Source organism: Sandarakinorhabdus sp., from assembly GCF_987265915.1.
Genome location: NZ_OZ503948.1, coordinates 1,173,008 through 1,197,678 on the forward strand (window position 1 = coordinate 1,173,008; position 24,671 = coordinate 1,197,678).

27 protein-coding genes are annotated in these 24,671 nt (G+C 67.4%); 5 read left to right on the forward strand and 22 right to left on the reverse strand.

The window, feature by feature from the left end; all coding sequences use genetic code 11:
- Window position 1: 1 nt before the first annotated feature.
- From fliK to mnmA, 9 genes are all read right to left on the reverse strand, one after another.
- Entirely contained in the window at window positions 2-1,603 is a 1,602-nt protein-coding gene (fliK, locus tag AC6UUM_RS05665; protein ID WP_500804361.1) for a flagellar hook-length control protein FliK, read from the reverse strand.
- A complete protein-coding gene (locus AC6UUM_RS05670) occupies window positions 1,597-1,935 on the reverse strand; it encodes a hypothetical protein (protein WP_500804362.1) in 339 nt (112 codons plus the stop codon). Before AC6UUM_RS05670 ends, fliK begins: the two co-directional genes overlap by 7 nt.
- Window positions 1,932-3,296 (reverse strand): FliI/YscN family ATPase, encoded by a 1,365-nt coding sequence (locus AC6UUM_RS05675; protein WP_500804363.1) that lies wholly within the window; start codon window positions 3,294-3,296, stop codon window positions 1,932-1,934. The genes AC6UUM_RS05670 and AC6UUM_RS05675 overlap by 4 nt, the downstream gene beginning before the upstream one ends.
- Window positions 3,293-3,913 carry a FliH/SctL family protein gene (locus tag AC6UUM_RS05680; protein ID WP_500804364.1) on the reverse strand — a complete coding sequence of 207 codons (621 nt, stop codon included), beginning with the start codon at window positions 3,911-3,913 and terminating at the stop codon, window positions 3,293-3,295. Before AC6UUM_RS05680 ends, AC6UUM_RS05675 begins: the two co-directional genes overlap by 4 nt.
- Window positions 3,910-4,932, reverse strand: a complete 1,023-nt coding sequence (locus AC6UUM_RS05685) for a flagellar motor switch protein FliG (protein WP_500804365.1) — start codon at window positions 4,930-4,932, stop codon at window positions 3,910-3,912. The genes AC6UUM_RS05680 and AC6UUM_RS05685 overlap by 4 nt, the downstream gene beginning before the upstream one ends.
- On the reverse strand, window positions 4,929-6,695 hold the full coding sequence (gene fliF / locus AC6UUM_RS05690; RefSeq protein WP_500804366.1) for a flagellar basal-body MS-ring/collar protein FliF: 1,767 nt from the start codon (window positions 6,693-6,695) through the stop codon (window positions 4,929-4,931). Before fliF ends, AC6UUM_RS05685 begins: the two co-directional genes overlap by 4 nt.
- A gap of 20 nt (window positions 6,696-6,715) precedes the next feature.
- The gene (fliE, locus tag AC6UUM_RS05695; RefSeq protein ID WP_500804367.1) at window positions 6,716-7,087 is read right to left on the reverse strand and encodes a flagellar hook-basal body complex protein FliE; all 372 of its coding nucleotides are present in this window, start codon (window positions 7,085-7,087) and stop codon (window positions 6,716-6,718) included.
- Window positions 7,084-8,307, reverse strand: a complete 1,224-nt coding sequence (locus AC6UUM_RS05700; RefSeq protein ID WP_500804368.1) for a sigma-54 interaction domain-containing protein — start codon at window positions 8,305-8,307, stop codon at window positions 7,084-7,086. The genes fliE and AC6UUM_RS05700 overlap by 4 nt, the downstream gene beginning before the upstream one ends.
- Window positions 8,308-8,452: 145 nt before the next feature.
- Window positions 8,453-9,559 (reverse strand): tRNA 2-thiouridine(34) synthase MnmA, encoded by a 1,107-nt coding sequence (mnmA, locus tag AC6UUM_RS05705; RefSeq protein WP_500804915.1) that lies wholly within the window; start codon window positions 9,557-9,559, stop codon window positions 8,453-8,455.
- 163 nt (window positions 9,560-9,722) lie between these two features.
- Here mnmA and AC6UUM_RS05710 point away from each other — a divergent pair, with 163 nt between their 5' ends.
- Window positions 9,723-10,007: a DUF1153 domain-containing protein gene (locus AC6UUM_RS05710; RefSeq protein WP_500804369.1), complete on the forward strand. Its 285-nt coding sequence runs from the start codon at window positions 9,723-9,725 to the stop codon at window positions 10,005-10,007.
- A 135-nt stretch (window positions 10,008-10,142) separates the two neighbouring features.
- Window positions 10,143-10,847: a response regulator transcription factor gene (locus AC6UUM_RS05715; protein WP_500804370.1), complete on the forward strand. Its 705-nt coding sequence runs from the start codon at window positions 10,143-10,145 to the stop codon at window positions 10,845-10,847.
- Window positions 10,848-10,916: 69 nt separating this feature from the next.
- Here the strand turns inward: AC6UUM_RS05715 and AC6UUM_RS05720 are convergent, their stop codons facing one another.
- The 8 genes from AC6UUM_RS05720 to AC6UUM_RS05755 form a co-directional block, all read right to left on the reverse strand.
- Window positions 10,917-11,666 (reverse strand): RNA methyltransferase, encoded by a 750-nt coding sequence (locus AC6UUM_RS05720; protein WP_500804371.1) that lies wholly within the window; start codon window positions 11,664-11,666, stop codon window positions 10,917-10,919.
- Window positions 11,667-12,146 carry a transcriptional regulator NrdR gene (nrdR, locus tag AC6UUM_RS05725; RefSeq protein WP_500804372.1) on the reverse strand — a complete coding sequence of 160 codons (480 nt, stop codon included), beginning with the start codon at window positions 12,144-12,146 and terminating at the stop codon, window positions 11,667-11,669.
- Window positions 12,146-12,550, reverse strand: a complete 405-nt coding sequence (locus tag AC6UUM_RS05730) for a hypothetical protein (protein ID WP_500804373.1) — start codon at window positions 12,548-12,550, stop codon at window positions 12,146-12,148. Before AC6UUM_RS05730 ends, nrdR begins: the two co-directional genes overlap by 1 nt.
- 21 nt (window positions 12,551-12,571) lie before the next feature.
- Window positions 12,572-13,882, reverse strand: coding sequence for a serine hydroxymethyltransferase (gene glyA, locus AC6UUM_RS05735; protein ID WP_500804374.1), 1,311 nt, complete (start codon window positions 13,880-13,882; stop codon window positions 12,572-12,574).
- Between the two features lie 23 nt (window positions 13,883-13,905).
- A complete protein-coding gene (gene rpiB / locus AC6UUM_RS05740; RefSeq protein WP_500804375.1) occupies window positions 13,906-14,334 on the reverse strand; it encodes a ribose 5-phosphate isomerase B in 429 nt (142 codons plus the stop codon).
- Between the two features lie 40 nt (window positions 14,335-14,374).
- Window positions 14,375-15,067, reverse strand: coding sequence for a VIT1/CCC1 transporter family protein (locus tag AC6UUM_RS05745; protein ID WP_500804376.1), 693 nt, complete (start codon window positions 15,065-15,067; stop codon window positions 14,375-14,377).
- Window positions 15,068-15,149: 82 nt separating this feature from the next.
- The gene (locus tag AC6UUM_RS05750; RefSeq protein WP_500804377.1) at window positions 15,150-15,812 is read right to left on the reverse strand and encodes an RES family NAD+ phosphorylase; all 663 of its coding nucleotides are present in this window, start codon (window positions 15,810-15,812) and stop codon (window positions 15,150-15,152) included.
- The gene (locus tag AC6UUM_RS05755; RefSeq protein WP_500804378.1) at window positions 15,812-16,576 is read right to left on the reverse strand and encodes a hypothetical protein; all 765 of its coding nucleotides are present in this window, start codon (window positions 16,574-16,576) and stop codon (window positions 15,812-15,814) included. The genes AC6UUM_RS05750 and AC6UUM_RS05755 overlap by 1 nt, the downstream gene beginning before the upstream one ends.
- 347 nt (window positions 16,577-16,923) lie before the next feature.
- On the opposite strand from AC6UUM_RS05755, the gene AC6UUM_RS05760 reads away from it, so the two are divergent.
- Both AC6UUM_RS05760 and AC6UUM_RS05765 read left to right on the forward strand, forming a co-directional pair.
- Window positions 16,924-17,487, forward strand: coding sequence for a PEPxxWA-CTERM sorting domain-containing protein (locus AC6UUM_RS05760; protein WP_500804379.1), 564 nt, complete (start codon window positions 16,924-16,926; stop codon window positions 17,485-17,487).
- A gap of 104 nt (window positions 17,488-17,591) precedes the next feature.
- The gene (locus AC6UUM_RS05765; protein WP_500804380.1) at window positions 17,592-17,957 is read left to right on the forward strand and encodes a nuclear transport factor 2 family protein; all 366 of its coding nucleotides are present in this window, start codon (window positions 17,592-17,594) and stop codon (window positions 17,955-17,957) included.
- 3 nt (window positions 17,958-17,960) lie between these two features.
- On the opposite strand, the gene AC6UUM_RS05770 is transcribed toward AC6UUM_RS05765, so the two are convergent.
- From AC6UUM_RS05770 to murI, 3 genes are read right to left on the reverse strand one after another with little or no spacing between them, the layout of a single operon-like run.
- On the reverse strand, window positions 17,961-18,995 hold the full coding sequence (locus AC6UUM_RS05770; RefSeq protein ID WP_500804381.1) for an enoyl-CoA hydratase/isomerase family protein: 1,035 nt from the start codon (window positions 18,993-18,995) through the stop codon (window positions 17,961-17,963).
- A complete protein-coding gene (locus tag AC6UUM_RS05775) occupies window positions 18,992-19,444 on the reverse strand; it encodes a PaaI family thioesterase (protein WP_500804382.1) in 453 nt (150 codons plus the stop codon). Before AC6UUM_RS05775 ends, AC6UUM_RS05770 begins: the two co-directional genes overlap by 4 nt.
- Before the next feature lie 9 nt (window positions 19,445-19,453).
- Window positions 19,454-20,245, reverse strand: coding sequence for a glutamate racemase (gene murI, locus AC6UUM_RS05780; RefSeq protein WP_500804383.1), 792 nt, complete (start codon window positions 20,243-20,245; stop codon window positions 19,454-19,456).
- A gap of 48 nt (window positions 20,246-20,293) precedes the next feature.
- Here murI and AC6UUM_RS05785 point away from each other — a divergent pair, with 48 nt between their 5' ends.
- A complete protein-coding gene (locus AC6UUM_RS05785) occupies window positions 20,294-21,169 on the forward strand; it encodes a lysophospholipid acyltransferase family protein (RefSeq protein WP_500804384.1) in 876 nt (291 codons plus the stop codon).
- 448 nt (window positions 21,170-21,617) lie between these two features.
- Here AC6UUM_RS05785 and uvrB read toward each other — a convergent pair whose 3' ends face one another.
- Both uvrB and AC6UUM_RS05795 read right to left on the reverse strand, forming a co-directional pair.
- Window positions 21,618-23,822: an excinuclease ABC subunit UvrB gene (uvrB, locus tag AC6UUM_RS05790; RefSeq protein ID WP_500804385.1), complete on the reverse strand. Its 2,205-nt coding sequence runs from the start codon at window positions 23,820-23,822 to the stop codon at window positions 21,618-21,620.
- A 33-nt stretch (window positions 23,823-23,855) separates the two neighbouring features.
- Window positions 23,856-24,626 carry a cytochrome b gene (locus tag AC6UUM_RS05795; RefSeq protein WP_500804386.1) on the reverse strand — a complete coding sequence of 257 codons (771 nt, stop codon included), beginning with the start codon at window positions 24,624-24,626 and terminating at the stop codon, window positions 23,856-23,858.
- Window positions 24,627-24,671: the final 45 nt, after the last annotated feature.

Below are 24,671 nucleotides of genomic sequence, written 5' to 3' on the forward strand. Positions count from 1 at the left end.
TTCAGGCAAAACGATCGGAGGATGGATATTGGCGCGCAGCGGTTGGGCGCAGCGCGGCGCGGCCCCGGCGGGACGGTTCGGGCGCTGATGGGGATGGCTGCTGGTGCTGGCTGTTGCCGGCCGCCGTGCCCAGATTACCGGCGCTGCTGCCGGCGCTGCTGCCCGCCGTGTTCGCCGCCGTGTTTGCCGCCGTGTTGGCCGTGTCGGCGGCAAGATCGGCGCGCTGGCCGTTGACGGCATAGCTGGCCAGCGCCACGCCGGCCGCCGCCAGCTCCTGCGCCAGTCGCGGCGCTTCGCCGGCCAGGATCGGCGCGGCGGCCGGCGTTGCCGACAGGCTGACCGCCAGCCGATCCAGGCTGCCGGACACGTCCACCTGCACGGCGCCAAGCCGATCGGAAGCGATTGCCAGCGTTGGGGCCAGCGTTGGGGCCGGCGCCGGTTCCGGCAGCGGCGCGGCAGGCGGGGCCGCGGGCAATGCCGCCGGCGCAGCCGTCAGCAACATCGGTGCCAGCGGCAGGGCCCCTGTGGTGACAGGCGGCGATGCGAACGCCTCACTGGCGCCGACATCACCCTGGCTGCGCAGCACCGGGATCGACCCCGCTTCGGGCTGCGGCCCATCCTGCAGCCCTTCCAGCAACTGGGCCGCCATGGCCGGATTGGCGGCAGGGGGTTCGGGTGGCAGCGTCAACCGGGGCGGTGGCACCGCCCCGGCCGGCGGCACGGCCACCGGCAATGATCCGGCGCGCAGCCAGGCCATGCGGCTGGGCAGCGCGCGCGCGGCTGCGAGCGCCGGCACGTCCGGCACGGCCGACAGCGGCAACGGCGCAAGCACGGGCGCAGACGCTGCACCAGGCGCCGCGACGCCGGCGACGGGGGCAGGGTTGGCTGGCGGCAGCAACCCCGGCGCGGCAGGTACCACCGGCGTTGCCGGAGCCCCGAAAAACGGCGCAACGCCAGGGGGGACCGGCAGCATGATCGTGTCAAACCCGCTGGCCGCGATCGAAATTGGCGGCGCCGCAGCGGCGGGGGGCGACACCGAAGGCAGGCTGGCCTGCCAATTGCGGGGGCGCAGCACACCCGATGCGAGCGCCGATGCTGCGGCCGGGCTGGCCAATGGTTCCGGCAATGCCGCAGCGCGCGCGGGGGAGGGCGGGGGCGCTGCCGGCACGCCATTTGGCGGCGGGAGCCGCGGCCACAGCATGGCAGCGTCGCTGGTCGTTGGCATGACCGCAGCACGCGCGCCGGATATGGGCGCTGGCAAGGCTTCGGCTGTGGCTGGCAGCTGCGCCAGTTCCGGCACCAGCGACAGCGCCCATGGCTGCACCAGCAGCGCCGCAGCATCCGCCTCGGCAGCCACCTCAAGCGGTTCAGGCCCGCCCTGCGGCGGCGGGGTGCGGGCCGGGATGGTGCCGGCGGCCAGCGCCTCGGCCAGATGGCCGGCCCATGGCCGCGGCATGGGCGGCGCATCGGGCGGCAGGATCGGCAAATCCGGCCGTGCGGCGGCGGGCAGGGCCGGCCCCTCCAGCGGCAATGCAGGCTCCGCTGCCTGCACAATCAAGACGGCGGGTGGCAGGCCCGGTAACGGGGCTCCAACGGTCAGCATGATCCCTCCTGTTCGGCGCGGCGGGCGATGGCGGCATCCACGGCGGCGCGGGCGGCGGCCAGTTGCCGGCCGGCGTCATCGCGCAGCGCTGCGGATCGCTCGCCGCGCAGCGCCACATCGGCGGCAATATCCTGCAACTGGCCATCGATGCGGGCGCGCGCCGATCGCGCGGCCGCGCTGAGCACGCCATCCGCCTGCCCGCCGACCAGGCCGCGCACGCGGGCCAGCAGCGCGGCATCGGCCGCCGCCTGGCCTTGCGCACGGGCCAGATCGGCCAGCGCCAGCCGTTCCCGGATGCGGCGCACGCGGATCAGGCGGTCGATCGCGCTCATGCGTAAGTTCCAAGGGGGGCCATCAATTCGATCAGCGTGGCGACGCTGTCGGCCGGATCGGTCGCCACGTCGCGGGCCTGCATCATGAACGCCGCCAGCGCCGGTTGCAGCGCCAGCGCCAGATCAAGCTCCGGATCAGCGCCGGGGGCATAGGCGCCCATCAGCACCAGATCGCGATTTTCCTCGGCCAGTGCCACCATGCGGCGGAAGGCGCGCGCGGCGGCTTCGTGGGCAGGGCTGGCGATATCGATCATCACCCGACTGGCGCTGTTGACCAGATCGATGGCCGGGAACTGCCCGCGCCCGGCCAGCCGGCGCGACAGCAGCACATGGCCATCCATCACGCCGCGCGCGGCATCGACCACCGGATCGGCGCGGTCGTCGCTTTCGGCCAGCACGGTCGCCACCAGTGTGATCGCACCGCCACTGGCGCGATCGCCGCCGGCACGCTCGGCCAGATCGGCAATCAGTTGCAGCGACGAAGGCGGAAAGCCGCGCGCGCCGGCCGGCTCGCCGCGTGCGGTTCCCACTTCGCGCCCGCCGTGGACCACCCGCGACAGGCTGTCGAGGATCAGCAACACCTGCCTTCCCTGCGCGCGGAACCATTCGGCAATGGCAAAGGCGCGTTGCGCGCCGCGCACCCGGCACAGCATCGCATCAGAGGCCGGCACGGCGATGGTGACGGTGCGATGCCGCGCCGGCCCGGCCAACTCGGTCTCGATGAAGTCGCTGATCTCGCGGCTGCGCTCCCCGATCAGCGCCACCACCACCACATCGGCCTGCGCCCAGCGGGTGATCTGGCCGAGCAGCACCGATTTGCCCACACCCGTCCCGGCCATGATGCCGATGCGCTGGCCCTGGCCCAGGCTGAGCAGCGCATCGAGGGCGCGCACGCCGGTGGCCAGCGGGCGGGTGACGCGCGCCCGCGCGTGCGGCGGCAATGGCGGCGGGCTGGCCGGCACCAGCGCCGTGGCGGCAATCGGCCCCCGCCCATCGAGCGGTTGGCCCAACCCATCGATGACCCGGCCGCGCAGTGCATCCCCCACCGCAATCGCGCTGCCGTGATCGTCGGCAAGCGCCAGCGTGCCCGGCGTGATGCCGGGCAGCGGCGCCAGCCCCATCAACAACGCGCGGCCATCGCGAAAGCCGATGATCTCCGCCGCCGCGCCCGCCGCGCCCGCCGCGCCAATGGCCACGCGGTCGCCAATCGCACCGTGCAAGCCCAGGGCTTCGACGATGGCGCCATCGGCGGCGACCACCACACCGCCGCGCCGCACGGGCAGATCGGGCAGACGCATGGCGCCGATCAGCGTGGCCAGGCGCGCGGTGGCCGGGCTTGGGCGGGCGCGCCGCGCGGTCATGGCAGCACCCCCCAAAGACTTGGCATCATGCGCGCCAGCCGCTCGCCCAGGCCGGCATCGATGCGATAATCCGGGCCGGCCACCGCGACATGGCCGGGCGGCAACGCCGGATCGGCGCGGGTGGACAGGCCGGGTGGCAAATCGGCCAGGATCAGCGCCAGGGTTTCGGGATGCGCCGACACGGTCGGCAAGGCCGCTTCGGCGACTTCGGCGAGCGCGGCGGCGACCAGCGGCGCCAGCACGCGGCGGCCGGCGGTCAATTCGGCCATCAGCACGGACTCCGCCACCGCCTTGACCAGGCCGGCGAGCAGTGGCTGCAACGCGGATTCATCAATGGCGCAGGCGGCGCGGGCGGCATCGGCCGCAGCGGTCAGCGCGGCGCGCAGCGGGGCGAGCGCGGCGTCGGCCGCCGCGCGGCCCTGCGCTTCGCCCGCCGCGTAGCCCGCCGCTGCGCCTTCCGCCCGGGCCTCTGCCAGCAAGGCGCTGATATCGATGGCCGGCAGCGGTTCCGGTTCCGGTTCGGGCGGCGGATTGAGGCTGGCGAGCAGCCGCGCCAACCCGGCGGCGGGCGCAGGCTTGCCGAGCAAGGCCGCGAGTTTGGGATCATGCACGCTCACAGCATCGCCTCCCCGGCGGTCGGCAGGGTCAGCGCGCCACTATCCCCCAGCCGGCGCACGGTGCGGCACAGATCGCGCTGCGCCGTTTCGACTTCGCTGCGCTTCATCGGCCCGCGTTCGGCCAGTTCATCCTGCAATTGCGACGCGGCGCGCTTCGACATGGCGCCGAAGATCAATTCCTTCAGGCTGGCGCTGGCGCCCTTCATGGCGACCGCGAGCAGCGCCGGATCGACCTCACGCAGCACCAGCTGCATGTCCTTCTGCGACAGGCCGAGCAGATCTTCGAAGATGAACTGCTGGCTTTCCAGTTCGGCGGCGAGATCGGCGTTGACGCTCATCAGCGCATCGAGCAGCGCACCACGGCCACGCGCCTTCTTGATGACCGCTGCGGTGAAATCCGTGCCGGCCAGCTTCGCCGAATCGCGATTGGTGCCGACCCCGCGCAACTTGGCCTCCAGATCGGCCTCCAGCGCGGCCAGATCCTGGATATTCACCGGTTGCAGCGTCGCCAGCCGCGCCGCCACGTCGGGCTGCAAGGCATCCGGCAAGCCATCCAGCGTGGTGGCGGCGCGATCTTCGGGCAGATGCGCCAGCACCACGGCGATGGCCTGGGGATGTTCATCGGCGATCAGGCTGGCCAGCGCCGGCCCATCCACCCAATCCAGCACCGCAAAACGCCGCCCGGCGGCTGGTGGCCCGATGCGTTCGATGATGGTTTCGGCGCGCGGTGTGCCCAGCGCCTTGCCCAGCCGCTGGCGCACCTGCCGCCCCTGGCTGTCGAGCGCCGTCACCTGCGCGGTGCGCGCCAGAAATTCATCGAGCACCGCATCAATGGCTTCCGGCGCGATTTCGGCGACGGTCAGCATCGCCTCACCGACCTGCTGCACTTCGGCCGGGGTCATGCCCGCCAGCATTTCGGCGGCCTGCACCTCTTCCAGCACCAGCAGCAGGATGGCGCATTTCTGCGCGCCGCTCAGGCCAGCGGCGGGATCAGCTTTGGGGGCGGGCAGCGCGCTCATGCGGCTTCGGCCTCCGATTCATCGGGCTCGGGGGCGGCTGGCGCTGCCGGTTCCACGACGCGATTGTCGGCCAGCAGCATCTGCCGGGCCACCGCCATCGCCCGGTCGCGGTCGCCACTCACCAGATCGCGCGCCTGGCCCAGTTTTTCCTGATAATCCAGCGCCTGCGGGGCCACCCGCTTCAGCTCGCCGCCATCCAGCGGATCGCTATCCGTGCTGGCAGGCACCGGTATCGGGCCCAAGCCGACGGATTCCGCCAACGCGCCCAAGCCGATGGCACCCAGCATATTGCCCAGCGTGCTGCTGGCCGCAGCGGCGGCTGCCCCGGCATCGCCAGCCGCCACCGCGGCAGCAAGGGCGGCCGCCTTGGCCTTGCGCCGGCCCCGCCACATCAGCAACCCGATGGTGAGCAGCAGCAGCACACCGCCGCCCAAGGCCACCCACTGGCCATAATCCTGCACCACCGGCGCCTGATACCAGGCCTTTGGCGCGGCCTCCTCCGGCGCGAAGGCGCGCATCTGCACCTCCACCAGGTCGCCGCGCGCCGCATCAAAGCCCATGGCGCCGCGCACCAGCCGCTGGATGTTGGCGATATCCTTGGCGGCGGTCTTGCCCAGTGCGGCACTGTCCACCAGCACCGCCACGCTAAGCCGCTTCACGCGCGGCGCATCGGCCCGCGTGACCGAAACATCCTTGCCAATTTCCCATTGCCGCGCCGCGGTTTCGGCGGTCACCGTGGGCGGCGGCACGGCAGCAGCAGCGGGCGCCGGCGGATTGCCGGTGACTTGCGCGGCTTGCGGCACGGTGTTGGTCAGCGCGCCGGGAATGCCGGCGGCCGGCGTCGGTGCGCCTTCCATGTTGCGGCTGGTCTGTTCGGTCTTCACCGTGCCTTGCGGTTGATAGCGCTCGCTCGCCGCTTCGTTCTGCGAAAAATCCACGTCTGCCGCGACTTCGGCGGTGAAACGCCCCGGCCCCAGCATCGGCGTGAGCAGTTTCATCAGGCGTTCGCGCACCAGCGCTTCCAGCCGCTGCTGATAGGCCAGTTGCTGGCCATCGCCCGACACGCCGGCTGACAACAGGGTGCCGGATTGATCGACGACACTCACCCGATCACCGGCCAGGCCCGGCACCGAGGTGGCGACCAGCCAGATCACCGCACGCACCTGCGCTTCGGACAGGCTGCGGCCCGGCGCCAGCGTGATGAACACGCTGGCCGACGGCGCGGCGCGATCGCGGATGAACACCGATGGTTCCGGCGTGGCGACATGCACGCGCACGGCCTTGACGCCGTCGATGGCCTCGACACTCAGCGCCAGTTCGCGTTCCAGCGCCGCCTTCAACCGTGCCGCCTCCACCGATCGCGATGCGCCCAAGGGCATATTGTCCAGCCCGGCGCTGGCCGCGCTGGATTTGGGCAGGCCCTGGCCGGCGAGCAGGATGCGGGCGCGGGCCAGATCGCCGGCGGCAACCTCGACGGTGCCGGTGTCAGCGTTCACCCGGTGATCGAAATTGGCGGCCGCCAGCGCTTGCGTGACGGCAGCGGCATCGGCATCGGACAGGCCGGGCCACAACGGCCGCCAATCCGGCGTGCGCAGCGCCATCACCGCCAGCGCCAGCGCCGCCAGCACCGCGATGACGATCAGCGCCGGGCGGGCCTGCACCAGCGCCGGGCTGCCGGCCAGCGCGCGCAGACGATCCGAGGCTGCGCCGGATGCCGGCACCGGTGGCTCGGCGACATCAGAGAGGACGGCAACGTCGCTCATGGTTCAGGATATCCCGCCATTCACAACGGCATGTTCATCACATCCTTGTAGGCCCCGATCAGGCGATTGCGCGCCTGCAACGTGGCTTCAAAGGCAAGTGAGGCTTTCTGACGGGCGATCATCACACTGGCGAGATCGTGGCTCTGACCGGTTTCATAGGCGGTAACGGCCGCGCCGGCCTGATCCTGAAGGGCGCTGACCTGGCGCAGCGCCGTATCGAGCGCCGCGCCGAAGCGCGGTTGTTCGCTGGCACCACCGGGCAGCGCCGCAGCCTGATCCATCGGCACGCGTAGTGCATCGTTTCGCGCTGGCGCGCGCAGGGCATCATTTTGCGCCAGGATCTGCTGGCGAAGTTTCAATATGGCGCTGCTGTCAACCGGCGGCAGCATCATTGCACCATCGCCGTCGCGCCATCAGGCCGGCGCAGCCCGGCCAGCTTGTAGCGCAAGGTGCGTTCGGAAATGCCCAGCGAGCGGGCCGCATCGCGACGGTTGGCATTGCCGGCGAGGGCGCGCGCAATGGCACCCTGTTCGGCCACCCGCACCGCACCGGGCAGGGCCAGGCTCACAGCCTCACCCGGCAGAACGGCGTCACGGGCATCGATCATCAGATCGCTCGCGCCGATCTCCGGCCCGTCGCACAGCACCAGCGCCCGATCGAGCACATTGCCAAGCTCGCGGACATTGCCCGGCCAGCTGTGCGCCAACAGCACTGCCCGCGCCGACGGCGCCAGCCACGGCACCAGGCCTGCACTGCCATCCACACGGCGCAGCAGCCAGTGGGCGGCGATCGCCAATATGTCTGCCGGCCGCGCCGCCAGCGGCAGGGTGCGCAGCGGAAACACCGCCAGCCGCCAGTAAAGATCGGCGCGAAACCGCCCGGCCGCCACGTCGGCGGCCAGATCGCGGTTGCCGGCCGCGATGATCCGCACATCCACCGCAACCGGCCGGGTGGCCCCCACGCTGAGCACTTCGCGTTCCTGCAACACGCGCAGCAATTTGGCCTGCGCCGGCAGTGGCAATTCGGCGACTTCATCGAGGAACAGGCTGCCGCCGTCGGCACTGCGCACCAGGCCGGGCGCGGCCTGCACCGCCCCGGTGAAGGCACCGCGTTCATGGCCGAACAGCGTGGCTTCCACCATCTGATCGGCCAGCGCCGCGCAGTTGATCGCCACCAGCGGCTGGGCACGGCGCGGCGAGGCGGCGTGAACCAGCCGGGCCAGGCCTTCCTTGCCGGTGCCGGTCGGCCCTTCGATCAGCACGCCGGTGGGGGTGGCGCCGACGCGGCGGGCCAGATCGAGCAGCGACCGGCTGGCGGCATCAGCGGCGGCCGGCGCATCGGGGGCAGCGAACGCCGCCGCCAGCGCCAGCGCCCAATCTTCATCGCCCGGCGCCACATCGATGTGCAGGCTGCGGGCGTGCAGCCGCGCCTGCCCGCGCCGGGCCGGAGCCAGGTGCAGGCAGCGCTGTGATTCAAGCCGCGGCGTGTGCGGCCGTTGATCGCCAATGATGACCAGCAGATCGCCGGGATCGAGGCGGTCGAGGCCGGGAAGCCAGTGCGGGGCAGGCGTCGGCAGCGAGGGGGGGGGCAGGGCGGGGATGGGGGTGCTCATGCCCCTTCCCAACGCAATTTGCATGCCAGTTACGAAGCTGAACGGCTGCCGTGACTGCACGCATTAACAGCATGTTTAATGTCAAATAAGTGACGGCCAGACCGTCAACAGGCCGCCACAGCGTCGGTGGCGTGACTGTGCGCCGTCAGGCCGACAGCGCCGCCCTTTGCGTGGCAGCGATAGTGCCGCCGGCCACCAGCCGATCGCAGACATAGGCCACCGCGGCCTGGCCGGGCGCAACGCCATATTGCGGCGCATCGAATTGCACGACATCCCCCACCAGCCGCGCCGGCGCCAGCGGCGCCATCGATCGCACCTTCACCATCACCGGGCCATCAGTCGGCCCTAAACGGTTTATGCCATCCAGCTGCACCGCTGCCACCGCCAGCGCCCGGCGCGGGCCGGCAATCACGCGGCGCGCGGCGGCATCGATGCCGATCACATAAAGCGGTTCGGCCTGCCCGCCCAGTTCCAGCCCGCGCCGCTGCCCCACGGTGAAGCGATGGATGCCGCCGTGGCGGCCGATCACCGTGCCGCCGGCATCGACGATGTCGCCCGGCTGCGCCAGTTCGGGGCGGATGCGTTCGACCACGGCGGCATAATCGCCGCCCGGCACGAAACAAATATCCTGGCTGTCCGGCTTGGCCGCAACGCCAAGGCCAAAGGCTTCGGCCAGTGCGCGGGTTTCCGCCTTGGCCAGTGCGCCCAACGGAAAGCGCAGATAATCGAGCTGGGCCTGGGTGGTGGTCCACAGGAAATAGCTCTGGTCTTTGCCGTGATCGCCGCCGCGATGCAGTTCGGCGCCACCGCCTTCACCAACGATCCGCTGCACATAATGGCCGGTCAGCAGCGCTTCGGCCCCCAGATCGCGCGACAGGCTGAGCAGCTCGGTGAACTTGACAGTACGGTTGCACTCCACGCACGGCACCGGCGTGCGCCCGGCGGCATAGGCATCGACGAACGCATCGATCACGCTGTCGCGAAAGCGGCTTTCCATATCGACGACGAAATGCGTGATGCCCAGCCGATCGGCGACGGCGCGGGCATCGCGGATGTCGGCCCCGGCGCAGCAGGCCCCCGGCCGCCGGGCCGCAGCGCCCTGATCATAAAGTTGCAGCGTGATACCGACCACATCGCAGCCGGCGGCATGGGCCAGCGCCGCCACCACGCTGCTGTCCACACCGCCCGACATGGCGACGGCAACGCGCCGCCCGGCCAGCGGTGCCAGCACGGGGCGCACGGCGGCTGGCATGGCAGCCGGATTCAGCAAGGCAGCAGGTGCATTCATCGGATTTGGGAATGCGGATGCGCCGGCCCGGCGTCAAGTAAAGGCTTCGGCGCACGGGCCGTGAAACAGGCACCACGCAACCCATCACCAATCCGCCCCGTAACTCGGGCCGGAAGGAGGAGCACGCATGTCGTTCATGTCGCCGCCACCGCCCGGCTTTGGCAATGATGAACTGCCCCCGGATGATACGGCGCGCTGGGTGCCGAGCCGCAAGGCCGCGGTGCTGAAAGCGATCAACGACGGCCGAATCAGCCTGGATGAGGCCTGCCAGCGCTGGCGCCTGAGCCTGGAAGAGATTCAGCTGTGGCAGCGCGCTGTGGACCGGGTTGGCACGCCGGGCCTGCGCGTGACACGGGTGCAAATCTACCGGCCGCTTTTCGACGCCTTGGAAACCAAGCTTAAGGGGAGTTGAACTTACTGCAATATTTATGACAGGGATGGCGCAGGGGTATTTACGGATGGCCGCATTACTGATTACACATTTTGTGGGGTCGGTGCTAAGCGTGTTGCGCTTGGTAAGGGTCAAACCGAGTCCGGAGAAGATTGCATGCGCGTCCTTTTGATCGAAGACGACCGTGCGATGGCCCGCAGCGTCGAGCGCATGCTCGACGATGCGAGCGTCGAGCACGAAACGGCCAGCACGGGTGAGCTGGCGCTTGAATATGCCCGCACCTATGAATTCGATGTGATCCTGCTGGATCTCACCCTGCCCGACATGAATGGTCATGAAGTGCTGCGCCATTTGCGCCAATTGCGCATCAACACGCCGGTGCTGATCCTGTCGGGCGATGCCGAAACCGACAGCAAGGTGACCGGGTTTGGCGCCGGTGCGGATGATTATGTCACCAAGCCGTTCGACCGCAGTGAATTGATGGCGCGGCTGCACGCGCTGGTCCGGCGCAGCCAGGGCCATGGCCAATCGATGATCATCACCGGGCCGGTGGCGGTCGATCTGGCCGCGCGCAGCGTCACGGTCGATGGCAAGCGCGTGGCGCTCACCGGCAAGGAATATGCCATTCTGGAAATGCTGTCGCTGCGCAAGGGCATGACCTTGACCAAGGAAATGTTCCTCACCCATCTTTATGGTGGCCGCGACGAGCCGGAACTGAAGATCATCGACGTGTTCGTCTGCAAGCTGCGCAAGAAACTGCACACTGCTGGCGCGCCGGCATCGGGCTGCATCGAAACCGTGTGGGGCCGTGGTTATTCGCTGCGTGATCCCGAACCGACGGAATATCCCGCCGTGGCGTGATCTGACCAAAGCAACGAATGGACCGAAAAGGTCGCCGGCGCATGGGCCCGCCGGCGACCTTTTTCATGTTCAGCCGGGCTTGCCGCCAGGTCGCCCGGCCAGATTGCGCACCACGCCGCGCAGGAACTGCACTTCGGCGCCGGTAAAGCCGGGGCGGGTAAAGACATTGATCAGCATGCGCCGGGACGTTTCGGCGAGGCCAGGGGCGGGGTTGAACCAGCCGGTCTCCGTCAGCCGCGCCTCCAGCGCCGCGATCAGGCCGGCAAGCTCGGCCCCGGCGGCAGGGCCGTCGTGGTTGACCAGCGCCGATGCCGGCGGAGTCGTGTGTCCGACCACCCAGGCATAGCCCAGCACCGCCACCGCTTGCGCCAGATTGAGGCTGCCGAAATCGGGATTGCTGGGGATGGTGCAGATGGCGTGGCAGGCCAGCAGATCATCGCGGGTCAGCCCGGTGCGTTCCGGCCCGAACACCAGGGCACTGCGGCTGGGCAGCGCCTGCATTTCCGCCACCGCGCCGGCCGGCGACGTGACGCGGCCGACATGCGTGCGCATGGTCATCGCGGTGCCGATGGTCAGGTGGCAATCGGCCACGGCATCGCCCAGCGAATCATACACGCGCGCGGCCTCGATCACCGCATCGGCGCCCGCCGCCGAAGGCCCGGCATCGGCATTGGGCCAGCCATCACGTGGGCAAACCAGCCGCAGATCGGTGAAACCGAAATTCAGCATGGCGCGCGCCGCCGCGCCGATATTCTGGCCAAGCTGCGGGCGCACGAGCACGATTGCGGGCGGATTGATCGGCACCTGCGCTGCGTCCACTTATTCGGTTCCGCCCTTGGCGCCGTTCACCGCGTCCGACAGGCCGCCCACGAACGTCTCGAAATCCCGGGCCTCGCGGAAATCCCGATACACGGATGCAAAGCGGATATAGGCGACCGGATCGAGCGCCTGCAACGCCGCCATCACCAGTTCGCCGACCTGGCTGACCTCAATCTCGGCTTCGCCCAGTGATTCCAGCTGGCGCACCACGCCGTTGACCAGCCGTTCGATGCGTTCGGGTGCGACCGGGCGCTTGCGGCAGGCAATCTCGATGCTGCGCGCCAGCTTGTCCCGCTCGAACGGCTCGCGCTTGCCGCTTTTCTTGACGATGACCAGTTCGCGCAACTGCACGCGTTCAAAAGTGGTGAAACGGCCACCACAGGCCGGGCACTGCCGCCGGCGCCGGATCGCCGACCCGTCTTCGGTCGGCCGGCTGTCCTTCACCTGGGTGTCATCATTGCCGCAAAACGGACAGCGCATCAGCGTTGCTTGTTCACGGTTCGCAAGAAGCCCAATGCCCCGCCGATCAACGCGCCGGTGATCGAACCGATGATCGGAATGGGGATGGCCACCACCGCACCGGCCGCCGCACCGATGGCGACATTGCGGGCAAGCGTGTTGGGAATGTTGGACTTGGTCCAGCTATCCGCTCGGCTGACCAGCTCCGTCGCCTGTTTGCCGGCCGTGCTTTCCAGCGCCTTGCGGCCATATTCGCTGTCGGCGGCCTGGCGGGCCAGTTCCTCGGCTTTGGTGAAGGCCGTGTCGGTGGCGCCGGCAACCTTGCGGCCGGTATCGGTGGCGACGAACTTCTTGCCGGCCTCCAGCGCGTCTGCGGCCAGATCATCGATCTTCTGGTTGAAGTCTTTCGGCTGTTCGTCGCTCATGGTCCGCTCCTCGTCGGCGGATCAGCCGCCTGGATAGATCGGGAAACGCGCGCACAGCGCCCGCACCCGCTGGTTGACCGCCTGTTCGACCCCGGCATTGCCATCATGCCCGTTCGCCGCCAGCCCGTCCAGCACATCGGCGATCATGTCCCCAATGGCCTGAAACTCGGCGATGCCAAAGCCGCGCGTGGTGCCGGCCGGCGAGCCGACGCGGATGCCGCTGGTCTTGGTGGGCGGCAACGGATCGAACGGCACGCCATTCTTGTTGCAGGTGATGCCGGCGCGTTCCAGCGCTTCATCGGCGTCTTTGCCCGTAAGGCTTTTGGGGCTGAGATCGATCAGCGCCAGATGCGTGTCGGTGCCGCCGGCGACCACGGCGCAGCCGCGGGCCACCAGCCGCGCCGCCAAGGCCTGCGCATTGCTGACAACGGCGCGGGCATAATCCTTGAATTCCGGCTGCAACGCCTCGCCAAAGGCCACCGCCTTGGCGGCGATCACATGCATCAACGGCCCGCCCTGCAGGCCGGGGAACACCGCGCTGTTGAATTTCTTGCCCAGGTCCGCATCGCGCGACAGGATCATGCCGCCACGCGGGCCCCGCAACGTCTTGTGGGTGGTGGTGGTCACCACATCGGCGTGCGGGATCGGGCTGGGGTGGATTCCAGCGGCAACCAGCCCGGCGAAATGCGCCATATCCACCAGCAGCCGCGCGCCGACCTTGTCGGCAATGGCACGAAACTTGGCGAAATCGATGATGCGCGGATAGGCCGAACCACCGGCGATGATCAGCACCGGCTTGTGCTCGACGGCGAGGCGTTCGACCTCGTCATAATCAATCAGATGATCTTCGCGGCGCACGCCATATTGCACGGCGTTGAACCATTTGCCGCTCTGCGCCGCCTTCGCGCCGTGCGTCAGGTGGCCGCCGGCATCCAGGCTCATGCCCAGGATGGTATCGCCGGGCTTGGTGAGCGCCAGCATCACCGCACCATTGGCCTGCGCGCCCGAATGCGGCTGCACATTGGCATAGGCGGCATCAAACAACTGCTTGGCGCGATCAATGGCCAATTGTTCAACCACGTCCGACGGATGGCAGCCCTGGTAATAACGCTTGCCGGGATAGCCTTCGGCATATTTGTTGGTGAACACCGATCCCTGCGCCTCCAGCACGGCGCGGCTGACGATATTTTCCGATGCGATGAGTTCGATCTGATTCTGTTGCCGATCGAGCTCCATGGCGATGGCGGCGGCCACCGCCGGGTCGCTGTGCGCCACGGGCGTTGCGAAAAAACCGGTATCGGCCGGCTGGGCCACGGCAGGGCGGGTGCTCATTCGTTTTCTCCTCAACCCGGTTTTCAACCCAGCTTGGCAACGCGGCCAGCATGGCGGCCACCTTCGAAGGCGGTGGCCAGAAATTCAGCCACGCAATCGCGGGCCACTTCGGTGCCGATTATCCGGCTGCCGAGCGCGATGCAATTGGCATCATTATGTTGCCGCGCCAGCCGCGCCATCAAGCCGCTGGTCACCAGCGCACAGCGCACCCCGGCAATGCGGTTGGCGGCGATCGAAATGCCGATGCCGCTGCCGCACACCGCAATACCGTGGGTCGCCCGGCCAGCGGCAATCGCTTCGCCCAGCGCGCGGCCGAAATCGGGATAATCGACACTGGCTTCGCCATCCGTCCCCAGATCCAGCACATCATGCCCGGCGGCGCGCAGATCCGCCACCAGCATGGCCTTCAGCGCATATCCGGCGTGATCAGAAGCAAGAGCGATTTTGGCCACGTTGCACGACTCCGGATGCATTGGAGACCTGCCCCTAGCATCAGACCAGCGTACCGAACAGCCGCCCGATACCAGCGGTGAGCGCCATGGCCAGCGCGCCCCAGAACACCACGCGCACAACGGGGCGAACCAACGGCGCGCCGCCGGCCCGCGCGCCCACCGCGCCCAGCAGGGCGAGGAAGGCGATGGAGCCTGCGCCCATGCCGGCCGCCATCCACGCCAACGGCAGCACGGCCGCCAGCAGCAGCGGCAGCGCCGCACCGACCGTGAACGTGGCAGCCGACGTGAGCGCCGCCAGCACCGGCTGCGCCGCGGTGGTATCGGTGATATGCAGCTCGTCGCGGGCGTGGGCGCCCAATGCATCGTGCGCCATCATTTGCGCGGCAACACTGGCGGCCGTCTGTGCATCCAGGCCGCGCCCCTCATAGATGGCAGCGAGTTCGGCCTGCTCATGCGCCGGATCGGCAGCCAGTTCGGCGCGTTCCTTGGCCAGATCGGCATTTTCGGTATCGGATTGCGAGGAGACGGAGACATATTCGCCCGCCGCCATCGACATGGCCCCCGCGACCAGACCAGCCACACCGGCAATCAGCAGCGCCGGCCGCGCCGCGCCAGACGCCGCCACGCCCAAAATCAGGCTGGCGGTGGAGACGATGCCATCATTGGCCCCCAGCACGGCGGCGCGCAGCCAGCCGATGCGGGTGACAAGATGGGATTCACGATGGGTGCGCATGGCGATGATATCCGGTCGGGGGGTACGCTGCTGTCGCACGGATCGGGGTTGGCCGCACGCAGCTTGTGCGGCGTTCGACCGGTCAGATGTCGGCGTAATCGATCCAAAGGCCATGGGCGAGCGCGTCGATTTCGCTGTGGCAGGCCGGATCGTTAATCGCGCGCTTCGACATCGGCTTCAGCACCCCTTCCGGCACCCGATCATCGAACAGCAGCAGAGCAAATTGCGGGCCATATTGGAACGAAGAATAATAAAGGCCCTGTGCCGCGGGCATATGGGCATGGATCGCCTCGGCCCATGCCCTGGTGGCCGGATAGCTGCTGCGCGGCCCGGCCAGCAACGCGTTCTGGTCAACGCCAATCCGCCGCTGGCCGGCGGCGGTCAGATCAAGCAGGTCCACATCGGCGGTCAGGTGCAACACGCTGTGGCTGTACGCGGCAAAATCGCTGGGGCTGACGATGGTCAGCGAGGCCGGGGACGGCGGCGGTGCATCCGGGCAGCGCAGGATGATCTCGCAGGCTGCACATTCAAAGTTCTGGGCGGCATAGATCGTCGGGATGATGGCGCCACCCGCGTCGCGGATCGGCGAAAAGCGCGCATTGCCCTTGTCCGTATCGTTGAACTGCGCCGATTCATATTTCGAAGGGTGAATGCGGTGCAGTTCGGTGCCGGCGGGGATGGTGACCATGTGCTGCCGGCCGCGGCGCAGCGCGGATGCGGGCGGAATCGCCAGGCTGAAGCGCATCAGCCGTGCGCCACCGGCTCGATCTCCCGCGCGAACGCCGCCAGCACGGCATCTGCCGCGCCAGCCAGTGCTTCGGCCGGGGTGCCATCGAAATCCAGATGCGGCCGGGTCAACCAGTGCAGGATGCGGAAATGACTCCACGCCGGCGCCATGGCGATCATCCGTGCCATGGCCGGAAAGATGCGCCGGCCCTCCACATCGAATTGCAGCAACGGATAGGCGGCGCGGCCATCGATGGTGAAACGCAGCAGCTGGCCGGCCATTTCCTTGCGTTTCATGGTGGCGGACGGGTTGGCTCCGGACAGGCCGAGCAACACACAGGCTTGCGCCTGATCGGCCATCGGCACGCCGGCCAGAATCTTTTCCTGCAGGCGCGCCCGGTTCAGGGCCGCCTTCAGGGCTTCGTCGTCGCCGCGCGCCAGGCTTTCGCGCAGCATCAGCCGATAACCATTCAGCACAGTCTGCAATTCGCGGCCGAAGGCCTCCTCCAGATAGGTGGTGGCTGCAGCGTGGAAGTGTCGGGCCAGATACTTGGCCAATCCCCCCGCGCGCGCGCGCGTATCGGCCCGTGCGGCATCGAACATCCTGTCGATCACGGCGGCACTTTGCTGTGCAACGCCCAGAGACAGCGCCACCGAGACATGCGCGGCATCGGCAAAACTGGCAGAGGCTGCGCGTGCGGGCAGCGAGACATAATGATCTGGATGCGCTGGCTGCGATTTGTCACGTGCCGGCCGGGCGGCACGTTGGGAGGCCAATGCCATGAGATAATTGCCTACAACAACTATACGGGATCAATCAAATAGCGATTGTAGCAAGAACTGTCCAGACCCTTTGCGCCGACCCGTTGCCGGCGATGCCAGGATCAGGCTGGCGGCGGACACGATGCCATCATTGGCGCCCAGCACCACAGCCAGCCGATGCGGGTGACAAGACAGGATTCGGACGTAGGGCGCCGGGCGTGATGTCATGTCCGGGGAGGGCATCCCGGCTGTCGCACGGATCGCGGCTGGCCGCACTTGTCCTGCGCAATATTGTGTTTGAAGTTCGCCGATTTATCCTTAATCAATTGATACTGACGTTGGTGCTGAAACGTGTTCAGGAGGTTCCGATGAAAATCCAGATGGTTCTTGCGGCGGCAGTCGCCATGGCGTCAACTTCGGCTGCGATGGCTGCAACAACCGTATCCGGTTCGCAATCCACACCGCTCAGCCTGGGCAGTTTCGCCGCTGGCAGCTACAATATCACGGCCACGGGCCTGGTCGATCTCACGGGCTCAATTGGCAATGGCTTCACCATGCGCCCCGATGGCATCCCGGATACACCCGTCACCACGCCGTCTTATGGCTATTTCAATCCCAACGGTTCGATCATTGCCGACGGCAATCCCGGCGTCGCGCCAGGGTTCAAGATCGGTTCCCTCGTGGGCAGCCTTGTGGCCAACCCGGGCCCGGGGGATTTTTTCGCGATCGGTTACGGCACCACGGTCAATCTCGCTGCGCCCGGTTCGATTTATGCGCTGGTGAACGATACGTTCGCGCTGAACAATGGTGGTGCGTTTGAAGTGACCGTCAGCAGCGCCGTACCGGAACCGGCAAGTTGGGCGATGCTGATCGCCGGCTTCGGTCTGGTGGGCGCGGCACGGCGGCGGGCGCGGACCTTGCGCGCCGCCTGACGGCAAAATCCTTGTCAATATGTGGGCCAGCCCTGGGCACAGCCGCCCTGGCCCGTCACTATCAGTGACAACGCGGCGTTTTGCCGAATATTGGGGACCCGATCATGACCATCAGCCATGCCGACATCGTGCAACGAGGGTGGGACGCGGTGGGACGCGGTGATTGGGACACGCTGCTCGCCGATTATATCCCCGACATGCTGTTCGTGATGCCGGGGCAGGCGGATGAACTCCACGGCACCGCGGCGTTTCGCGGCGCGCTCGAAAATCTCGGTGCGGCGCTGCCGCCGGGGTTTGAGATCACCGCCCTGCGGCAGATTTCCGATGGCGATGAGGTCGTGTCGATCCTGAACTGGAAGAGCGCCAAGTGCGCCGGCAGCCAGCTCGCCGTGCTGTTCCGCTTCGTGGGCGACAAGATCAGCGAAGAGCGCTGGTTTGTCGATACCGTGCAGTGGCAGGCGTGCTTTTGAACCCTACTCGAACGTCAAATCCCCCGTCTCCGGCACCTCCAGGTGCCGCGCCACGTCATCGTCGCTCACAGCCTCCAGCGTCGCTGGCTGCCATTTCGGGTTGCGATCCTTGTCGATCAATTGCGCGCGGATGCCTTCGAAGAAATCATGGCCGTTCCTTATTTCGCAGACCATCCGATATTCATTCACCAGCGCATCCTCGATCGCCACGCCGCGCGCCAGCCGCAGGCCGGCAAGGGACAGCTTGCACGAGGTGGGCGACATGCGCGCGATAGTGGCGGCCTGCGCCTGCGCCCATTCATCGCCGGCACCCAGGCTGGCGACGATATCTTCCACCCGATCATGGCCGAAATGATAATCGATGGCGTCGCGCACCTGCGCCAGCGGCGCTTCGCCGGGGTCTTCGTCGAACACCGCCAGCACTTCGGGCAACGGCTCATGGCTGATGCTGAGCAGATCGCTCAAGGCCGGCAGATGCTGTGACGGCACATAGTGGGTGGCGATGCTGCAATAACGCAAATCCGCCGCCTTCAACCGCGCACCGGTCAGCGCCAGCCACGCACCGATTTCACCCGGCAAGGCGGCCAGCGCATGGGTGCCGCCCACATCGGGGATCAGGCCGATGCCGGTTTCGGGCATGGCAAACAAGGTGCGTTCGGTGGCGACGCGATACCGCCCGTGGATCGAAAGGCCCACGCCGCCGCCCATGGTGATGCCATCGATCAACGCCACCCACGGCTTGCCGCAACGCGCAATCGCCTGGTTCATGCGATATTCGTCGTGGAAGAAATTCTCCCACAGCGCCCGGTTCTGCCGGCCTTCGCGGCCCAGCAGCGCCACATCGCCGCCGGCGCAGAAGGCCCGATCGCCGGCGCCGGTGATGACGATATGCGCCACCGCCGCATCGCCCATGGCCGCGATGATGGCGCGGTGGATGCTCACCGCCATCGGATGGTTCAGCGCATTCAGCGCTGCCGGGCGATTGAGCGTCACCCACAGCGCAGCCCCGCGCGTTTCAAACAGCACTTCATCGCTCATGTGCGGTCCACCAGTTGGCCGGGTTCCGGCAGTTCGACGGGGATGGCCGAGGTGGTCAGCCGGGCCAGCAGCGTGCCGGCCTCGTCGAACAGATCGGCCTCCATGAAGGCAACGCGCTTGCCGAGTTTCAGGCAGCGCCCGGTGGCGAACAGCGGCACGCCAAACTTGGCGGGGGCGAAGAAACTGGTTTTCAATTCGATGGTCGGGATGCCGATGCGCTTTCCGCTCTTGATGATGGCCGCAAACGCCGCCGCATCATCGAGCATGGCCACCACGATGCCACCCTGGATATTGCCCATCGGGTTGCGGCAGGCGGCGACGGGCTGAAACTTCATCTTCACGAGGCCGGCCGCACTGTCGATTTCCAATATTTCCTGGCCCAGTATTTCGGCGGTGGGCGGCACGAACCGGTTCATGCGCGCCTTCAAATCCTCATCGTTCAGGGCCATGGCTCGCCTTCATTGCTGCATGCTGAGACCATAGCGGTGCAGCGCCGGGGCGAGCAGGTCAAGCCCATCATCCTTGCCGGTAAACAGCGCTCGGCCCTGCCCGGTTCCTTCCATCCCCCGCGCACCCAGCAGATAGGCCACCCGCCGCGCGATGCCGGCGCCGCCATCCACAAAGCCCCGAGGGCCACCAACGCCCGCCGGCGCCGCCGCGCGCAGCTGATCTTCCAGCAATGGGAAATGCGTGCAGGCCAGCACGATTTGATCGATGCGGTCGCCGCCCGGCTGATCGAGCAGCCCAGCCAGTTCCGGCGCCACGTCCGCCGCCGTCACCGTCCCCTCACGCAACTGCGCCTCCGCCAGCTCCACCAGCCGCGCCGAACCATGGCGCAGCACCGTGCAATCGCCGGCATGATCGGCCGACAACCGGTCCACATAGGGCTGGCGCACCGTCGCCTGGGTGCCGAGCACGCCGATCACCCGGCTTTTCGATTGTTCCGCCGCCGGCTTGATCGCCGGCACCGTGCCGACCACCGGCACATCCAGCACGGCGCGGGCATGCGCCAGCGCAATCGTCGATGCTGTGTTGCAGGCGATCACCAGCAGATCGGGCTTCAGCCGCTCCGTCAGCCGGCCGAGCAGCGCGCACACCCGCGTCGCCACCTCCATCTCGGTCTTGGTGCCATAGGGGAAGCCGGCATTGTCGGCGACATAGGTGATGTCGATCGCCGGCAACAACGCCCGCACATCATCGAGGACCGACAAGCCCCCAACCCCTGAATCGAGCATCACGATCTGTGCCATGATTTGGCCCATAGCGGCGCGGGCGCAGTTGCGGCAAGAAGCGCCGCGATGGATGCTCACCCTACCGATCAATGGCCGCCCCCGATGCCGGACGCCAGCGGCTTTGTCGCGCCGCCGGTGCCGGGGCTTGGGGCCGCGCTGGCGCGCTTTGCCCGGGCCTGCCGCCGCGATCCGGCCGGCGCGGTGCGCGTGGTGGTGCGCAGCCTGTGGTTGCTGGGCATCGCCGCCATCTGCGTGCCGATGCATATGCTGCTGCATCAGCGGTTGGGCTGGCCATCGCCCTGGGCCCGGCGCTTTCTGGCCTGGAACGCGCGCGCCTGCGGCATCCGTGTGCGCAGCATCGGCCAGCCGGTCAGCCGCGACGTGTTTTATATCGCCAACCATCTCAGCTGGACCGACGCGCTGATCCTGGGCGGACAAACCGGCACCGTGTTCGTGGCACAGGATGGCATCGCCATCTGGCCCGGCATCGGCTTCATCTGCCGCGTGAACGACACCATCTTCGTCAACCGCAGCGACCGCATGGGCGTGCCCGCCCAGATCGCCGCCATGCGCACGCAGTTCACCCGCCACAGCCGCATCGCCATGTTCCCCGAAGCCACTTGCAGCGATGGCCGCCGCCTGCTGCCGTTCAAGGCGCCGCTGTTCGCCATGCTCATCCCGCCCCCTTCCGGCGCCACCCTGCAACCGGTGGTGATCGATTGCGACGAAGCCGGGCGCAACCTCGCCTGGATCGGCATGGAAACCGGCGCGCAAAACGCCTGGCGGCTGCTGTCTCGCCCCGGCACCTGGGAAGTCCGCGTCCACTTCCTCACCCCCTTCAGCCCCGCCGACCTGCCCGACCGCAAGGCACTATCGGCCCAGGCGCGCACGGCAATCGCGGCGAAATTGTCCGAAACGCTGGCCGGCCGGCCGGTGGTGTGAGGTTTTGAAGCAAGAATGCCTCCGGCGGACGCGCTGGCCTTTGAACAGGGCTTCCGTGTCTTTGACAGCAAAACTGCGAAACATTGGGCGTGCTCCGTCGTTGGAGCGCTTTCCGATCAACTTGGGTCATCGGCACGGTGCCGATTTTGGTTCAAGGCAAGAAGTGAGGAGGGCGCGATGCCTTGTGCATCGTAACCGACGAGCGACGCAGCCTTGGACCGAAAGCGCCCCGCCCCGGAGGGGTCGCCGGAACGGCGATGACGTTGATCCAAGTTGGTCGGAAAGCGCTCTAAAGACGCCAACCACATACAGCGCCATAATCGTGGGGAGGGGGTGCGATTTGCGAACCGGTTCGCACCGCGCTCTTCAAATGTCAGGCAACGGGTGACCAAAGCGCTCCAGTAACCCCGGCGAACGCCTGGGTGGCGGGGCGGTTCGGGCAGGCGGCCTACCGCCCCGCCCCGCGTCGCTTCCCGCTCAGCCCCTTCTTCTGCATCTTGGAAAAGCGGGTCGTCCGCGTGCCGGCTGCGCCGCCCGTCGCGCGGCCTTTCACCGGCGCCGCGCGCTGGTCGGCGGGGATGCCGAGTTCGTCCATTTCCAGCCGCCGGATCTGATCGCGGATGGCGGCGGCCTTTTCGAATTCCAAATCGGATGCCGCAGCCTGCATCTGCTGTTCCAGATCGGCGATATAGGCCTTGAGGTTGTGGCCCACCAGGTGCGGCGTCTCCTCGTCACCGGTCTCAACCACCAGCCCATCCTTCATCGAAACATCGGCCAGCACGTCGCCGATGTTGCGCTTGATGGTGGTCGGCGTGATGTCGTGTTCGATGTTGTACGCCTCCTGCTTGGTGCGGCGGCGATCGGTTTCGGCGAGTGCACGTTCCATGCTGCCGGTGATGCGATCGGCATAGAGGATCACCCGGCCATCAACATTGCGCGCCGCGCGCCCGATCGTCTGGATCAGACTGGTTTCAGACCGCAAGAAACCTTCCTTGTCGGCATCCAGGATCGCCACCAGGCCACATTCCGGGATATCCAGGCCTTCGCGCAGCAGGTTGATGCCGACCAGCACATCATAGACGCCCAGGCGCAGATCGCGGATCAGCTCGATGCGCTCCAGCGTTTCGACGTCCGAGTGCATATAGCGCACGCGCAAGCCGGCCTCGTGCAGGAACTCGGTCAGGTCTTCGGCCATGCGTTTGGTCAGCGTGGTGACGAGCGTGCGATAGCCCATGGCGGCGACCTTCTTGGCCTCCTGGATCAGATCCTCGACCTGGTCCTCCACCGGCTTGATCGCCACCGGCGGGTCGATCAGGCCGGTGGGGCGGATCACCTGCTCGACGAAGACACCGCCGGTCTTGTCCATTTCCCAGGGGCCGGGGGTGGCGGACACGAAAAAGGTCTGCGGCCGCATCGCTTCCCATTCGGCAAAGCGCAGCGGCCGATTGTCGATGCAGCTCGGCAGGCGGAACCCATATTCGGCCAGCGTCACCTTGCGGCGGTGATCGCCCTTGGCCATGGCGCCGATCTGCGGCACCGTCACATGGCTTTCATCGATGATCAGCAAGGCGTTTTCCGGCAGATATTCGAACAGGGTGGGTGGCGGCTCGCCGGGCAGGCGGCCGGTGAGGAAGCGGCTGTAATTCTCGATCCCCGCGCAGGCACCGGTGGCGGCGATCATTTCCAGATCGAAATTGGTGCGCTGTTCCAATCGCTGCGATTCCAGCAACTTGCCTTCGGCGTTCAGCTCCTTCAGCCGCTCGTTCATCTCGTGGCGGATGGCCTCGGCGGCCTGTTTAAGGGTGGGGCCCGGCGTTACATAATGGCTGTTGGCGTAGATCTTGATGCTTTCCAGCTTGGCCACGGTTTCGCCGGTCAAGGGATCGAACTCGCTGATCGCCTCGATCTCGTCGCCGAAGAAACTGATGCGCCAGGCTGAGTCTTCATAATGCGACGGGAAAATTTCCAGGCTGTCGCCGCGCACCCGGAAATTGCCGCGGGTGAAGCTCAGGTCGCCGCGCTTGTACTGCATGGCGACCAGCTTGCGCACGACCTCCTTCAGATCGGCGCTGCCGCCCTTTTTGAGCGAAAAGGTCATCGCCGAATAGGTTTCAACCGATCCGATGCCATAGATGCACGACACTGATGCCACGATGATCACATCATCGCGTTCGAGCAGCGCGCGGGTGGCGCTGTGGCGCATCCGGTCGATGGCCTCGTTCACGCTCGATTCTTTTTCGATATAGGTGTCGGTGCGCGCCACATAGGCTTCGGGCTGGTAATAATCATAATAGGATACGAAATATTCGACGGCATTGTCGGGGAAGAAGCTCTTGAATTCGCCGTATAATTGCGCCGCCAAAATCTTGTTGGGCGCCAGGATAAGCGCCGGGCGCTGCACCGCTTCGATCACCTTGGCCATGGTGAAGGTCTTGCCCGAACCGGTGACGCCCAACAGCACCTGATCGCGATTGCCGGCATTGGCCTCGGCGACCAGTTCGGCGATGGCCGCGGGCTGGTCGCCAGCCGGGGTATAATCGGTTTTCAGCACGAACGGCCGCCCGCCTTCGGATTTCTCCGGCCGCGCCGGGCGGTGCGGCGTGAACGTGGTCAGCTCAGTGTCGGAGAGACTGGTGCGAATCTGGATGGCCATGGCGGGGACTATGCCCGATGTGCGTGATTTGTTCTAGCGCAGCATGCGGCGGATCAGTTTGCGATCGCGCAGGCCGAAATGGTGCCAGACGACGGCGCCAGCATGCGCCGCGAAGGCCGTGACGAACAGGGTCGACAAGATCTGATGCAGACCGCGTGCCGTATCCAGACTGAGCAGCGCGGGCAGGGATAGCCCCAGCACTGGCACCTGCATCGCGCCCGACAGCAGCAGCCCCGAAACCGGCAGCGCCGCCAGCAACCCATACAGCGCCGATTTGTTCAGCCGTGCCATGGCGTTGGGGCTATCCGGCCCCTTGGTCACCGCCTGCCAGCCCAGCCGCAGCGCCAGCAGCAGCAGCACGGCCAGCCCGACCCCCTGATGCCCATCCAGAAATTCAGCGCGGATGGCGCCGGCCGGCAACACCACGACAAACAGGCCCATCGGCAGCGCACACAGCATCAGCACGGCACTGGCCCAATGCAGGATGCGGCTGGGCTGCCCCCAGGCGTGGCGCGTGTTGTGCCCGGGCGCGGGTGCCGCAACGCGCCACTGGCCGGGCAGCAGCAGCACCAGCGCCAGCAGCGCCGCCGTGCCCACCAGGCCCATCGCCTGCAACGCCAGCACCTGCCCACCCTGCGCCGTGGCGGCCGCAAATGTGCCATCCTCCACCGCCAGCCAGATCGACCAGACGTTGAAAAACAACGCGATGGCGGCGAGCAGCTGGCCGATGATGCGCAGCCACCGGTTGCCGAGATTGAGCAGCACCGCGATGCCGAGCGCGAGGATCAGGTACGAGAGAGTCATCAGCGCTGCGTGGCGCAGGCGGCCCCGCCGTGCAAGCGCCGCAGA